The sequence below is a fragment of the Verrucomicrobiia bacterium genome (genome assembly GCA_035574275.1).
GTDB lineage: Bacteria > Zixibacteria > MSB-5A5 > DSPP01 > DSPP01 > DSPP01.
Genome location: DATLYY010000007.1, coordinates 17,560 through 31,277, shown reverse-complemented (window position 1 = coordinate 31,277; position 13,718 = coordinate 17,560). Strand labels below are relative to the sequence as shown.

Genomic DNA, 13,718 nt, shown 5'->3' with positions numbered 1-13,718 from the left:
AAATCAACCGGAGCATTACCTCGTTTCCCAGCTCTGGCTCTCGTCTTCCATCTGACTTTTCTTTTCTCATACAATTTAACGGAACGCTGAGGCAGGGCGAATGCTCGCCCTTTCCGGATTTTTGAGAAAAGAAAGGAGAGAAACAAAATGAAAAGGAAGGTTTTGATAATGGGCGCCGCCGGGCGGGATTTTCATAATTTCAACACCGCCTTCCGCGGCAACAAGAATTACGAAGTGGTCTGCTTCACCGCCACCCAGATACCGAATATCGAGGATCGCAAATATCCGGCAAAATTGGCCGGACGGGGCTACCCCAAGGGTATTCCGATCTACGCAGAAGAGGAGTTGACCGAAATCATCCAAAAGAAAAAAATCGACACGGTCGTCTTTTCGTACTCGGATGTGCCCCATACCTACGTGATGCATAAAGCCTCGCAGGTGATGGCCGAGGGGGCCAGTTTTATGCTGCTGGGGCCGAAAGAAACGCAGCTAAAATCCAAAGTCCCCGTCGTGGCGGTCTGCGCCGTGCGCACGGGATCCGGCAAAAGCCAGACCACCCGCAAGGTGGCCGACATTTTGAAGAAAGCAGGCAAAAAGCTGGTGGTGGTGCGCCACCCGATGCCCTATGGCAATCTGGTCAAGCAGACCTGCCAGCGCTTCGCCGATTTCAAGGATTTGGACCGCTACGACTGCACGATTGAGGAGCGGGAGGAATACGAGCCGCATTTGGAGCGCAAAACGGTGGTCTATGCCGGGGTTGATTACGAAAAAATTCTGCGGCAGGCCGAAAAAGAGGCGGACGTCATTCTGTGGGACGGCGGCAATAATGATTATCCTTTCTTTAAGCCGGATTTATTGATAACCGTGGTGGATCCCCACCGCCCCGGGCACGAGCTGGCTTATTTCCCTGGGGAGCAGAATCTCTGGTCGGCCGACGTGGTGGTGATTAACAAAGTGGACACGGCGGCGTTTGAAAACATCCAGACCGTGAAGAAAAACGTTGAACGCACGAATCCGGACGCTGTGGTCATCGAAGCGGCCTCGCCTATTTTCGTCGAAGGAGGGAACGGCATCCGCGGCAAGAAAGTGCTGGTTATCGAGGATGGGCCCACTTTGACCCATGGGGAAATGGAATACGGCGCCGGGGTGGTGGCCGCCCGCAAATTCGGCGCCGCCGAGTTACTTGACCCCCGCTCCTACATCAAGGGAAGCCTGGTGGGGGTGTACAAAAAATATCCCCACATCGGCAAACTCCTGCCGGCGATGGGATATGGCGAGGCGCAAATCAAGGATATGCAGAACACCATCAACCGCGTTCCAGCCGATTTGGTCATCGTCGCCACGCCGATTGATTTGGGTCGGCTTCTGAAGGTGAAAAAACCGATGCTGCGCGTCCGCTACGAACTGGAAGAGTTGGGGAAGCCGGATTTGAAGGCGGTGCTTTCTCCCTTCTTGAAGTAGGCCGAAATGAAGCGGGCCGTGGTTGCCCTCGGGGGCAACGCCATCTCCAAAGCGGGCGAGCCGGATACGATTGCCAACCAGTTTGCCAACACCCGCGCCTCCCTGGGCGGGCTGGTGGAGCTTTTGCGCGAAGGGTACGACATCGCCTTGACCCACGGCAACGGTCCGCAGGTCGGCAACGCCATCTTGCGGGTGGAGCTGGCGGCCGACAAGGCCCCTATTCTCCCGCTCGGAATCTGCGTAGCCGACACGGAAGGCGGAATGGGGTATATGATTGCCCAGTCCCTCAAAAACCGGCTGCTAAAAGAAAAAATCGACCGTCCGGTGGTAACCGTGGTGACCCAAGTCCTGGTGGACAAGGATGATCCCTCCATCTCCGACCCGACCAAATTCATCGGCCAGTTCTATTCCAAGGAGGAAGCCGAAGAGCTGATGAAAAAAAGGGGCTGGAAGATGAAGAAAGATGCCAACCGCGGCTGGCGCCGGGTCGTGCCCTCCCCTATACCGCTCGATATTATTGAAAAGGAGTCCATCAAGAAACTACTCGATCAGAAAGTGGTGGTCATCGCCGCCGGCGGCGGGGGGATACCGGTGTGCCGGATGCCGGACGGCTCCTTGGAAGGGGTGGATGCGGTAATTGACAAAGATTTGGCTTCCGCCGTCTTGGCCCGCGAAGTTGGGGCCGAGCTGCTCCTGATTTTAACCGGCGTGGACAAGGTCGCAATAAATTTTGGTCGTCTGGATCAGCAATTTTTGGACAAAATCACCTTGAAGGAAGCGCAAAAATATCTCGAGGCCGGAGAATTTCCCCCCGGCAGCATGGGGCCGAAGATTAAGGCGGCCATAAATTTCCTTGAGTCCGGCGGCAAAGAGGTTATAATCACCTCGATTGACCGGGCTTATCCGGCCGTTTTGGGAAAAGCCGGCACGCACATCCTGCCGGGCTGAAATGATTCTTTTTGAAGAAAGAGTTGATTTGAATACCGCCATTGGCGTCAAAGTTGCGGAAGCCATTCTAAAAAAAGGGAAATTGTATGAGGTCGGCGGGGCCGTCCGCGACCGGCTGTTGGGCATCCCCCGCACCCAAAAGGACACGGACTACTTGGTCACCGGCATCCCGTTGGCCGAGCTCGTGGCGCTGTTAAAAAAATTCGGCTACGTCGATTTGGTCGGCCGTTTTTTCGGCGTTATCAAATTCACGGACCGGGAATCCGGCACCACCTTCGACATTTCTCTCCCCCGCAAGGAAAAAAGCACCGGCACGGGGCACAAGGATTTTGAAGTGGATTTTGACCCGGCCCTGCCGGTTGAGACCGACTTGGGCCGGCGTGATTTCACCATCAACGCCATGGCCTTCGACGTTGCCGCGCAGAAACTAATCGACCCCTTCGGCGGCCGGAACGACATTAAAGCCAAACTGGTGCGTCAGGTGTTTGAACAGGCGTTTGAAGAAGACCCTTTGCGGATGCTGCGCGCCATCCAGTTCGCCTCCCGCTTCAACTTTGAAATCGAGCCGAAAACCTGGGAGCATCTGGTCGCCTCGGTGCGACTGATTGAAACCGTCTCCGCCGAGCGGATTGCCGAGGAGTTGAACAAACTGATTCTCCTCTCTTCCAAACCCTCGGTCGGCTTCAAACTGATGGAAAAGTCGGGACTTTTGAAAATTTTGCTGCCGGAGCTGGCCGAAGGAGTGGGCGTTTCCCAGCCGGGCGGCTACCACCGCTGGGAGGTCTTTGAGCACACGTTGTACGTGGTGGATGCCGCCCCGCCTAAACTACACTTGCGTTGGGCCTGTTTGCTCCACGACGTCGCCAAACCCCGCACCAAGGTGGAAACGGGAGAAGGCGCCACTTTCTACGGCCACGAAAAGCTCGGCTCCAAAATGACCAAACAGATATTGCGCCGGCTGAAATATTCCAACGACTTCATCGACCAGGTTTTTCTTTTGGTAGACAAGCATATGTTCACCACCCAGGTTACCGACAAGGGGGTGCGCCGCCTGATTCGCAAGGTCGGGCCGGAACTGGTCTTTGATTTGCTCGATTTGCGCCGCGCGGATGTGGCAGGCCAGGGAATGGGAGGGAAAACGGACGATGTGGACGAGCTGGAGGCCCGCATCAAAGCCGAACTGGAAAAAAGGCCCCCCTTCAGCGTGCGCGATTTGGCTGTCAGCGGCCATGATGTGATGGAGCATCTCCAGGTTCCGGCCGGACCGGCCGTCGGCAAAGTGCTGAACCACCTTTTGGAACAGGTCTTGGACGATCCAACTTTAAACGAAAAAAGTGCTTTGTTAAAGCTCGCAAAAGATTATTATACCGGGCTGGAGGCCAAGTGAACCTGCACGAATACCAAGCCAAAGAACTCTTCGCCCAAGCCGGGATTCCCATTCCCAAAGGGAAAGTCGCCCAAACGCCCGAAGAAGCGTTTCAAATCGCTTCCGAGTTCGGCCAAACCGTGGTGGTCAAGGCCCAAGTGCACACCGGCGGCCGGGGCAAGGCCGGCGGCGTAAAACTTGCCCAAACGCCGGAGGAGGCGAAAGAAAAGGCGACTGCCATTTTGGGAATGGACATCAAAAACTACACGGTTGAAAAGGTCCTGATCACCGAAGCCGCCGACATCGCTTCGGAGGCTTACTTGAGCGTCACGCTCGACCGCGAATTCAAGATGCCGGTAATCATTGCCTCTCCCGCCGGCGGCATCGAAATCGAGGAAGTGGCCAAACAAACTCCGGAAAAGGTTTTAAAACTGCGCGTCAACCCCTTGACCGGCCTGCTCCCCTACCACGCCCGGCAGGTCTCCGGCTTTCTGTATGCCGATAAAAACATCCGCAAACAGGCGGAGGAAATTTTGAAGAAGCTCTATTCGCTCTACTTTCTGGCCGACTTGACGCTGGCTGAAATCAACCCGCTCGTTGTTACAAAAAAAAACGAACTGGTAGCCCTCGACGCCAAAGTGAGCATCGACGACAATGCCTTGGACCGCCACCCGGAGTTTGAGAAGTACAAGGAGTTCTCCGGCGCGGAAAAAATCGAGGAAGAAGCCAAAAAAGCCGGGCTTTCCTTCGTCAAGCTGGACGGCAGCATCGGCTGCATCGTCAACGGCGCCGGCCTGGCAATGGCCACTATGGACTTGGTCAAGTTCTACGGCGGAAATCCCGCCAATTTTCTGGATATCGGCGGCAGTTCCAATCCGGAAAAAGTTATTGCCGCCATGAAAATCATCCTGGCCGACCCCAACGTGAAAGCCATCTGCTTCAACATCTTCGGCGGCATAACCCGCGGCGACGACGTCGCCAATGGCATCGTAAAGGCGGTGAATACCTTGAAGCCGAAGGTGCCGATTGCCATCCGGCTGGTTGGCACCAACGAAGAACTGGCCAAGGAAATTTTGCGAAAAGTCAACCTCAACGTCTATTCCTCGATGACCGAAGTAGTCAAAAAGGCCATCGAACTGTCCAAGGCGGCGTAAAATGGGAATTTTAATCGACGAAAAAACCAAAGTAATCGTTCAGGGGATCACCGGCCGGGACGGCTCCTTCCACGCCCGACAGATGAAGGAATACGGCACCAAGATTGTCGCTGGCGTGACACCGGGGCGGGGTGGCGAAAAAGAGGATGGCGTTTTGGTCTTCGATTCGGTGAAAGAGGCCAAAGAGGCCACCGGCGCAAATTGCAGCGTTATCTACGTCCCTCCGGCATTTGCTGCGGACGCCATCTACGAAGCGGCTGATTCCGGCCTGCCGCTTGTCGTCTGCATCACGGAAGGCATTCCCGCCTTTGATATGCTGAAAGTTTATCATTATTTGAAAACCACAAAAACCCGTCTGGTCGGCCCCAATTGCCCCGGTTTGATAACTCCAGGCAAATGTAAAGTGGGCATTATGCCGGCCCAGATTCACACTGAGGGCCCGGTCGGCGTCGTATCCCGCTCCGGCACTCTGACCTATGAGGTGGTTTACAACCTGACGCAATCCGGCATCGGCCAGTCCACCGCCATCGGTATCGGCGGCGATCCGGTCATCGGCACTGACTTCGTGGACGTTTTGGCCCTCTTTGAGAAAGACAAACAGACCAAGGCTATTGTTCTGATTGGAGAAATCGGCGGCACGGATGAAGAACGCGCGGCGGCTTTCATCAAAGCCGAAGTGTCCAAGCCGGTAGTCGCCTTCATCGCCGGCCAGACCGCCCCGCCGGGCAAGCGGATGGGGCATGCCGGTGCCATCATCTCCGGTGGCTCCGGCACCGCCGCAGAAAAAATCGAAACATTCAGGAAGGTCGGCGTTCCGGTCGCCTCCACTCCGGCCGAAATCCCGGCTTTGGTGGAGCGGGCCTTGGGAAAATCCAAGAAAGTAAAAATTTCCGTCGTTGCAGCCAAACCAAAGAAACGACTTCCCGCAATGAAAACACGCGCCGCAAAAGGGAGGTCGTTCAAAAAAACTCCCGCTTGGGCGGCCAAAGGAAGAAGGAAACGATAAGGAATGGAAAAAACGCTTTTGATTATCAAGCCGGATGCCGTTTCCCGCAACCTGATTGGGGAAATCGTCTCCCGGGTGGAAAAAGCCCGTTTTAAAATCAAGGCCATGAAAATGGTGCAGTTGAAACCGGCCGAGGCCCGCCGCTTTTACGCGGTGCACGAAGGCAAACCGTTCCTGGACGAGTTGGTCGCCTTCATGTCCTCCGGCCCGGTGGTGCCGATGGTTTTGGAAAAGGAGAACGCCGTGGCCGATCTGCGCAAGCTGATCGGCGCGACCAACCCGGCCAAGGCCGATCCCGGCACCGTGCGCCACGATCTGGCGATCGATATGGGAAAAAATTCCGTGCATGGCTCCGATTCACCGGAGAATGCCAAAATTGAAATCGAGTTCTTCTTTCCAAACTCGGAGGGGAAATGAAAAGGAAAATATCCGTCATCGGGGCCGGCAACGTCGGGGCCAGCCTCGCGCTCTATCTGGCGGAAGAAAACCTGGCCGACATCGTTCTGGTCGATATTCTGGAGGGTATCCCGCAGGGGAAAGCCCTGGACTTGTCCCAGGCCGGGCCGGTGCGCGGCTACAATGCCAAAATAACCGGAACGAACGACTACAAGGAAATTTCCGGCAGCGACATGGTGATTGTAACGGCTGGATTGGCGAGAAAACCGGGGATGAGTCGGGAGGATTTGCTTTCCGCCAACGCCGATATCGTCGGCAAAGTGGCGGACGAAATAAAAGCCAAAGCCCCCAACGCTTTTGTGCTGGTGGTTTCCAACCCGCTCGACATAATGACCTACCATATGTTCCGCAAAACCGGTTTTCCAGCCAACCGGGTTTTCGGCCAGGCTGGCGTCTTGGACTCCGTCCGCTTCCGTACTTTCGTGGCGATGGAGCTGGGCGTGGCCTTCAGTGATACGCAAGCCATGGTTTTGGGCGGACACGGGGATACGATGGTCCCCCTGCCGCGCTACTCCACGGTCTCCGGCGTGCCGATTACCGAGTTGATTTCCAAGGAGCGGATTGACGCCATCTCCGCCCGCACCCGCGATGGGGGGGCCGAAATTGTGAAGCTCTTGAAATCCGGTTCGGCCTACTATGCCCCGGCGGCTGCCTCGGCCGAAATGGCCAAGGCGGTCTTTCTGGACGAAAAGAAGCTTCTGCCCGCCTCGGCCTATGTGGACGGTCCCTACGGCCTCTCCGGGTTGTATATTGGGGTGCCGGTGATTTTGGGTGCCGGCGGCGTGGAAAAAGTAATCGAGTTGAAACTGGAAAAAGAGGAGAAGGAGGCGCTCGCGCGCTCCGCCGCCACCTACAAAGACATGCTCAAATTCCTGGGCTACTGATGCGCAAATTCAAAACCTTCACCGTCCCCCGCGAAGGGGAGAAAATCAGTTTCAAAAACAAGAAGCTGCTCGTGCCGGATTATCCGGTGATTCCCTTTATTGAAGGGGACGGCATCGGCGTCGACATAACCCCGGCGGCGCAGAAGGTGTTGAACGCCGCCGTCGAGCGGGCCTACGGCCCGGGCCGCAAGCTGGTCTGGGTGGAAATCTTCGCCGGAGAGAAAGCCCAAAAACGCTTTAGCGAATGGATTCCGAGGGAAACCTACGATGCCATCAAATTCTTCGTCGTCGCTTTAAAGGGGCCTTTGACCACCCCCATCGGCGGCGGCCACCGCAGTTTGAACGTCACCCTGCGCCAGGTTTTGGACCTCTACGCCTGCATCCGGCCCGTGCGCTACTTCGAGGGGGTTCCGGCTCCGGTGAAAACCCCGGAAGATGTGAACCTGATCATTTTCCGGGAAAACACGGAGGATGTCTACGCCGGGCTGGAATGGAAAAAAGGGACGCCCGAGGCCAAAAAGCTGATTTCCTTTTTGGGGAAAACCTTGAAGGCCAAAGTCCGTCCCGATTCCGGCGTGGGAATCAAGCCGATCTCCGCCTTCGCCACCAAGCGGCTCGTCCGCAAGGCCCTTCAGTATGCACTCGACAACAACCGCCGGGTGGTGACCTTGATTCACAAGGGAAACATTATGAAGTTCACCGAGGGCGCCTTCCGGGACTGGGGCTACGAAGTGGCCAAAAAGGAATTCGGCAAAGTGACCGTTACGGAAGAGGAACTGCGCGGCGCCGAAGTGCCGCCGGGAAAGATTCTGGTCAACGACCGGATTGCCGACTCCATTTTCCAGCAGATTCTGACCCGCCCCAAGGAATACGATATTCTGGCCTGCCCAAATCTTGAAGGGGATTTTCTTTCGGATGCCGCCGCCGCCCAAGTGGGGGGATTGGGAATGGCGCCGGGCGGCAACGTGGGGGAAGGCACGGCGGTGTTCGAGGCCACCCACGGCACCGCCCCCAAGTACGCCGGGCAGAACAAGGTCAACCCGGGCAGCTTGATTCTTTCCGGGGCGATGATGCTGGAGTATCTGGGCTGGAAAGAAGCGGCGGCCCTGATTTACGCCGGGCTGGAAAGGGCGCTGAAACATAAAACCGTAACCTACGATCTGGAGCGGCAGATGTCCGGTGCACAGCTGGTATCCACCTCCGGCTTTGCCGACCGCATCATCTCCCACATCAACGAAAGCAAGGTCCCGCAGTTGGAGACGGTGAGTTGAAATGCCGGAGACCCGTCCTCCCGTCCGCCGGCGTCCCGACCGTCCCCGCGGGCTTTTGGTCTCCGTAGTCGTCCCGGCCCACAACGAAGAGGAGAACCTGCCGGCGCTTCTGGAGACGTTTGACGAGGTCTTCCGCCGCGAACGGATTTCTGGCGAATTGATTCTGATTGATGACGGTTCAACCGACAAAACCTATGCCAAAGCGCGCGACTTGGCCAACCGCTACCGTTTTCTGCGGGTGTATTACCACAAAAGACGCCAGGGGGTGACGGCGGCCCTGAACACCGGTTTTGGCCTGGCCCGAGGGCGCTTCCTTTTCTTTTTCCCCGCCGATTTGCAGTATCACCCCAACGATTTGCCCCAGATGGTGGACCGGCTCACCTCCGGATTCGACGTGGTGACCGGTTGGAAACAGGGGCGTTACGGCCCCAAGCGCTTCGTCTCTTTCATCTACAATTCGCTTTCGCGGGTGTTGTTTAAAGTCCCGGTGCACGATTTGAATTCCATCAAGGGGTTCAAGCGGGAGGTGCTGAACGCCCTCTCCTTCCGCAAGGACTGGCACCGCTATCTGGTGGTGATGGCCCACGAGCAGGGGTTCAAGGTGACCGAGGTAAAGGTCCGCCTCTATCCCCGCAAGTTCGGCAAATCAAAGTTTGGCTTCTGGCGCATCCCTATCGGCTTTTTGGATTTGCTGGCGGTCAAATTCCAGCTTTCCTTTTCCAAAAAACCGCTTCTTTTCTTCGGCTCTTGGGGTTTGGTTTTAATCGCCCTCGGAATCATAATCGGACTGGTTGCCATCGGTTTCCGGGTCTTCGCCCACGAGGGATACCGGCCGATTTTGTACCTGGTGATGCTTCTGGAGCTTCTGGGCATCTCCTTTTTCGCCTTGGGATTTTTGGGGGAAACATTGGTTGAGTTGCAGATCCGGATGGACAATTTGGCGCGCGAGGTGGGGGAACTGAAAAACCGCCCGGCGCACGGCCCTCTGCGCCCCCGTCACCAGAATCGGCCGCCGCAGGGCCGCCCCGCTCCCGTTTCGGGACAATCGCGGGACGCCGGGGTTCCCGAAACCCCGCTGCCGGAAGAATCCGAACCGAAGTTCCCCTTCGACCGTTGAAACAAAAGCTGTTCATCTTTCTGCGCTGGGCGGCCGTCCTTCTGATTTTCATTTTTTTGGGGAAAAAAGTCGTTGCCGACTGGCAGCAGGTACGGCAGTATGAGTGGAAAATAAATTACTTCTGGCTCGGCTTTTCTCTGCTCATTCTGCTGGGGAATTTTGTCTATCTCTCTTGGGTCTGGAGCGAGATTTTGAAAATTTTCGGCAAATCCTTGAAGCTCAAAAAGGCCTTTAAAATCTCCTATCTTTCCAACCTGGCCCGCTACCTACCCGGCCGCATCTGGCAGTACGTCAGCTTGGTGGCGATGTGCGAGCGGGAGGGAATTTCCAAAAGCACCTCGACGGCCTCCTTTGTTTTGAGCCAGTTGATAAACATCCCCGCCGCATTGCTTTTGATTTTAGCCACCGGAGTCCTCCCGGCTGTAACCCGGCAGGGGTGGATTAAGGATACCATCTGGATTTTGGGGGGCGCCGTGACGCTGGGGGCGCTGGTTGTTATCACCCGGCCCAATTTGACCGAAAAAACGCTCCGCTGGCTTTTGCGCAGGCTCGAGAAAACCGAGCCCGCTCTGGCCTTGAAGAAAACTTCTCTCGCCGGTATATTCGCCTCCTATGTTTTCGGATGGTTTCTGCACGGTACGGCCTTTTTTTTCTTTACGGTGGCGGTGACCGGGGAGGTCGGCAACTTCTTTCCGGTCGTTGGCGCCTACGTGGCCGCCTACTTGATTGGTTACTTGAGCTTTTTCACCCCGGGCGGGCTGGGAGTGCGCGAGGCGGTTCTGGCCTTGATTTTGAGCATCTACTTTCCCGACCCCGTGGCGATTTTGATTTCCACCCTTTCCCGCCTCTGGGTCGTCTTGGGGGAAACCGCAGGGGCTTTGGTGGCCTGGAAATTGTAAATGACTGACAAAAAGAATAAACCCACACCCAAAAAAGCGATGCAAGCCGTCCTCTGGTGGGAAAACGAGCGCCTTTTTCCCTATCTGCCGGTGGGCGTTTACCTTGTGCTGGTGATAATTCTCTTCGCCAAGTTTGTCTTTTCCAACCAGATGCTGGCCGGTTCCGACACGCTGCAAGCCGGCATTTTTTTCCGTTCCTATCTGGTGGAGTTTTTTAAAAACTACGGCCACATTCCCCAGTGGAACCCTTACATCTTCGGCGGGATGCCGTTTGTGGATGCCTTCCACGGCGACATTTTTTACCCGTTAAGCTTTCTTAAATTTTTGATGCCGCTCGACCGGGCTTTGGGCTGGATTCAAGTTTTGCACATCTTTCTGGCCGGCTGTTTTATGTACGCCTGCGCCCGCCGCTTCGGAGCAAGTTATCTCGGCGCCTTCACCTCTGGCCTTTTCTATATGCTCTCCACCTATCTCGTTTCCCTGGTCAGCCCAGGGCATGACGGAAAGATTTTCGTCACCGCTCTCTTTCCGCTGGCTCTGCTTTTCATGGAAGTCGCCCTGCAGGAAAAACCGTTCCTAAATTCCGTTTTAATGGGCGGTGTCTTAGGTTTAATCTGGCTCACTCCCCATCCCCAGATGGCCTATTTCACCCATCTTGCGCTGGCCTTCTACGCCGGTTATCGGATTATCGAGAAAATCTGGATAGAAAAGGCCTGGAGTTGGGCGGTCATTCGCTCGGCCGCCATTGCGCTTGGAGTGGTTGTCGGCCTGGGCGTTTCCGCCATCCAGATGTGGCCCGGCATTCACTACGTGAACAACTACTCCCCTCGCGCCGAAGAGCGGGGCTACGAATGGGCCGCCTCCTGGTCGATGCACACGGAGGAGTTGGTGGGACAGCTCATCGGCGGCTTTTCGGGAATGATGACGCAGGCCGAACAAAGCTATTGGGGAAAAAATCCCTTCAAGGACAATTCCGAATACACAGGCCTGGTTTGCCTGCTTCTTGCTTTGACCGGTGTGGTCTTGTGGAAAGAACGCAAAAAGTGGTTTTTTGTTGCTCTGGCGCTCTTCGCCTTAATTTACGCTCTCGGTGCGACCACCCCTCTCTTTAAGCTTTTTTATTATTTGATTCCCCAAGTAAAAAAGATGCGCGCTCCCAGTATGATAATGTTTCTGTTTGCCTTTTCCGGAGCGCTTCTGGCCGGTATCGGCCTCGAACAACTGCTGGCGCGCCTGAACGAATTGAACCAGAAGTTAAAAAAACGCCTTTTTGTAACCCTCGGTTCCATCGTGGGTTTGATTCTGCTTTTAACGCTTTTAATCACTTTCACGGGCAAGGGCTTTGCCGGTTTCTGGAAGGGATTTTTCTATTCCGATATGCCCCCCTTCAAAGAATCGATCTTTCAGGCCAATTACTCCAAAATCGCGGGCCGGGCCTGGCTTTCCCTCTTCATCGGCGGTCTCTCCTTCGGTTTGATTTGGCTCTATTTTAAAAGAAGCGTGACGGCCTCTGTTCTGGTGGCCGCCCTGCTCTTGATCGGCGCGTTCGATTTGTTCCGGCTGGACAAGAACTTCATCGAAACAACCGACTTGGCGGCGCATTTCAGCCCCCACCCGCTGGTGAATGCGGTCAAATCCGACCCCGCACCGGGCCGCATTTTTGTTCCCCCGCAAAGCATGACCGGCGCTTCCATCTTCGGCACGGAGGACTATCTTCCTTATTTTGACATTGAAAGCATCACCGGCTACCACGGCAACCAGCTCCGGTGGTACGAGGACTTCATCGGCGGCAAACCCTTCGCCAATCTGGGGAACTTGAATTTTCTGAACCTGCTCAACACCCGCTACATTGTCAGTCGTGATTCATTTGTAATGCCCGGCGTTCTGGAAATGGCCGGCAGCTATGGCGGCATCTATCTCTACCGAAACCTCTCCGCTCTCCCGCGTGCCTTTGCCGTGTTCGATTACAGGACCGTCAAAAGCACCGCCGAGATAGTCGAGCGAATCCGCCCGCAAACTTTCAACCCAGCAAAAACAATATTCTTCACTGAAGACCCCGCTCCTCCCGGCTGGCAGCCGGATACGCTGGCATCTCCGGTGGTGGCCGAAATTACCGACCGTCAAATTGAATCGTACAAAACGAGCGTGAATCTCCCCCGCCCCGGCTTTCTGTTTTTGAGCGAAAATTTTTATCCCAACTGGCGCGCCTTTGAGAATGGAAAAGAGTTGAAAGTGTACCAGGCCAACATCACCTTCCGAGCCGTCTATCTCCCGGCGGGCAGTCATACCGTTGAGTGGCGCTACATCCCTACACTTTATAGCAAAGCCCGCGCCATCACTTGGGCTTTTTCGCTCCTCGTGCTTCTGGCCGTCGGATTTTTCCTTTTTCTTTCACGGCAAAAAGGCTTCACCCAAACCGAAACTCCCGCTCCCGCATAAATGAAGGCCTTAGTCATCATCCCAACCTACAACGAAAAGGAAAACATCGAAAAAATCGTCCCGGCGGTTTTGGCGGTCGATCCCTCCCTTTTCGTCTTGATAGTGGACGACAACTCCCCGGATGGAACCGGGCAAATCGCCGACCGGATGGCCGCCCAAAACAACCGGATTTTTGTCTTGCACCGGGAAAAGAAAAACGGACTGGGGCAGGCCTATCTGGCCGGTTTCCGCTGGGGGCTGGAACGAGATTTCGATTACCTTTTTGAAATGGATGCCGATTTTTCCCACGACCCCAAATACCTCCCCGACTTTTTGCAGGCCGTCAAGGAGGCCGACCTGGTCATCGGCAGCCGCTACATCTCCGGCGTCAACGTGGTGAACTGGCCGATGGGGCGGCTTTTGCTCTCCTACTACGCCAACACCTATTCCCGAATCGTGACCGGTTTGCCCCTGCGGGACGCCACCGGCGGGTTCAAGTGTTACCGCCGGCAGGTGCTGGAAGCGATTGATTTGTCCAAGGTCCGCTCCAACGGCTACTCCTTCCAAATCGAAATGAGCTTTCGCGCCTGGAAAAAGGGGTTCCGGTTGAAGGAAATCCCCATCATCTTCATCGACCGGCGGGAAGGCACGAGCAAAATGTCTAAAAAAATCGTGCGCGAGGCTGTTTGGATGGTCTGGCGGCTGCGGCTTATGTCCATTTTAGGGAAACTGTGAAAA

The 13,718-nt window shown here is 55.6% G+C and carries 12 protein-coding genes; all 12 read left to right on the top strand.

What is annotated here, in order from left to right; translation table 11 throughout:
• Positions 1-147: 147 nt before the first annotated feature.
• Genes VNL73_01515 through VNL73_01460 form a run of 12 tightly spaced genes read left to right on the top strand, consistent with a single transcriptional unit; the run spans position 148 to position 13,715 of the window.
• Positions 148-1,461 (top strand): cyclic 2,3-diphosphoglycerate synthase, encoded by a 1,314-nt coding sequence (locus VNL73_01515; GenBank protein HXF48088.1) that lies wholly within the window; start codon positions 148-150, stop codon positions 1,459-1,461.
• Between the two features lie 6 nt (positions 1,462-1,467).
• The gene (gene arcC / locus VNL73_01510; GenBank protein HXF48087.1) at positions 1,468-2,409 is read left to right on the top strand and encodes a carbamate kinase; all 942 of its coding nucleotides are present in this window, start codon (positions 1,468-1,470) and stop codon (positions 2,407-2,409) included.
• A gap of 1 nt (position 2,410) precedes the next feature.
• Entirely contained in the window at positions 2,411-3,796 is a 1,386-nt protein-coding gene (locus VNL73_01505) for an HD domain-containing protein (protein HXF48086.1), read from the top strand.
• Complete coding sequence (sucC, locus tag VNL73_01500) at positions 3,793-4,929, top strand: ADP-forming succinate--CoA ligase subunit beta (GenBank protein HXF48085.1); 1,137 nt, start codon at positions 3,793-3,795, stop codon at positions 4,927-4,929. Before VNL73_01505 ends, sucC begins: the two co-directional genes overlap by 4 nt.
• 1 nt (position 4,930) lies before the next feature.
• A complete protein-coding gene (gene sucD / locus VNL73_01495; protein HXF48084.1) occupies positions 4,931-5,935 on the top strand; it encodes a succinate--CoA ligase subunit alpha in 1,005 nt (334 codons plus the stop codon).
• Between the two features lie 3 nt (positions 5,936-5,938).
• A complete protein-coding gene (gene ndk, locus VNL73_01490) occupies positions 5,939-6,352 on the top strand; it encodes a nucleoside-diphosphate kinase (protein ID HXF48083.1) in 414 nt (137 codons plus the stop codon).
• Complete coding sequence (gene mdh / locus VNL73_01485; GenBank protein HXF48082.1) at positions 6,349-7,275, top strand: malate dehydrogenase; 927 nt, start codon at positions 6,349-6,351, stop codon at positions 7,273-7,275. Before ndk ends, mdh begins: the two co-directional genes overlap by 4 nt.
• Positions 7,275-8,546, top strand: a complete 1,272-nt coding sequence (gene icd, locus VNL73_01480; GenBank protein ID HXF48081.1) for an isocitrate dehydrogenase (NADP(+)) — start codon at positions 7,275-7,277, stop codon at positions 8,544-8,546. Before mdh ends, icd begins: the two co-directional genes overlap by 1 nt.
• A 1-nt stretch (position 8,547) precedes the next feature.
• Complete coding sequence (locus VNL73_01475; protein ID HXF48080.1) at positions 8,548-9,663, top strand: glycosyltransferase family 2 protein; 1,116 nt, start codon at positions 8,548-8,550, stop codon at positions 9,661-9,663.
• Complete coding sequence (locus tag VNL73_01470) at positions 9,660-10,562, top strand: lysylphosphatidylglycerol synthase transmembrane domain-containing protein (GenBank protein HXF48079.1); 903 nt, start codon at positions 9,660-9,662, stop codon at positions 10,560-10,562. The genes VNL73_01475 and VNL73_01470 overlap by 4 nt, the downstream gene beginning before the upstream one ends.
• Positions 10,563-13,001, top strand: coding sequence for a hypothetical protein (locus VNL73_01465; GenBank protein ID HXF48078.1), 2,439 nt, complete (start codon positions 10,563-10,565; stop codon positions 12,999-13,001).
• Complete coding sequence (locus VNL73_01460) at positions 13,002-13,715, top strand: polyprenol monophosphomannose synthase (GenBank protein ID HXF48077.1); 714 nt, start codon at positions 13,002-13,004, stop codon at positions 13,713-13,715. It begins immediately after the preceding gene.
• Positions 13,716-13,718: the final 3 nt, after the last annotated feature.

Bases quoted from the DNA above. Each gene is read 5' to 3' on its own strand.
- VNL73_01505 (HXF48086.1), top strand. From the start codon at position 2,411: ATGATTCTTTTTGAAGAAAGAGTTGATTTGAATACCGCCATTGGCGTC.
- arcC (HXF48087.1), top strand. From the start codon at position 1,468: ATGAAGCGGGCCGTGGTTGCCCTCGGGGGCAACGCCATCTCCAAAGCG.
- VNL73_01475 (HXF48080.1), top strand. From the start codon at position 8,548: ATGCCGGAGACCCGTCCTCCCGTCCGCCGGCGTCCCGACCGTCCCCGC.
- sucD (HXF48084.1), top strand. From the start codon at position 4,931: ATGGGAATTTTAATCGACGAAAAAACCAAAGTAATCGTTCAGGGGATC.
- ndk (HXF48083.1), top strand. From the start codon at position 5,939: ATGGAAAAAACGCTTTTGATTATCAAGCCGGATGCCGTTTCCCGCAAC.
- VNL73_01460 (HXF48077.1), top strand. From the start codon at position 13,002: ATGAAGGCCTTAGTCATCATCCCAACCTACAACGAAAAGGAAAACATC.
- mdh (HXF48082.1), top strand. From the start codon at position 6,349: ATGAAAAGGAAAATATCCGTCATCGGGGCCGGCAACGTCGGGGCCAGC.
- VNL73_01465 (HXF48078.1), top strand. From the start codon at position 10,563: ATGACTGACAAAAAGAATAAACCCACACCCAAAAAAGCGATGCAAGCC.
- VNL73_01515 (HXF48088.1), top strand. From the start codon at position 148: ATGAAAAGGAAGGTTTTGATAATGGGCGCCGCCGGGCGGGATTTTCAT.
- icd (HXF48081.1), top strand. From the start codon at position 7,275: ATGCGCAAATTCAAAACCTTCACCGTCCCCCGCGAAGGGGAGAAAATC.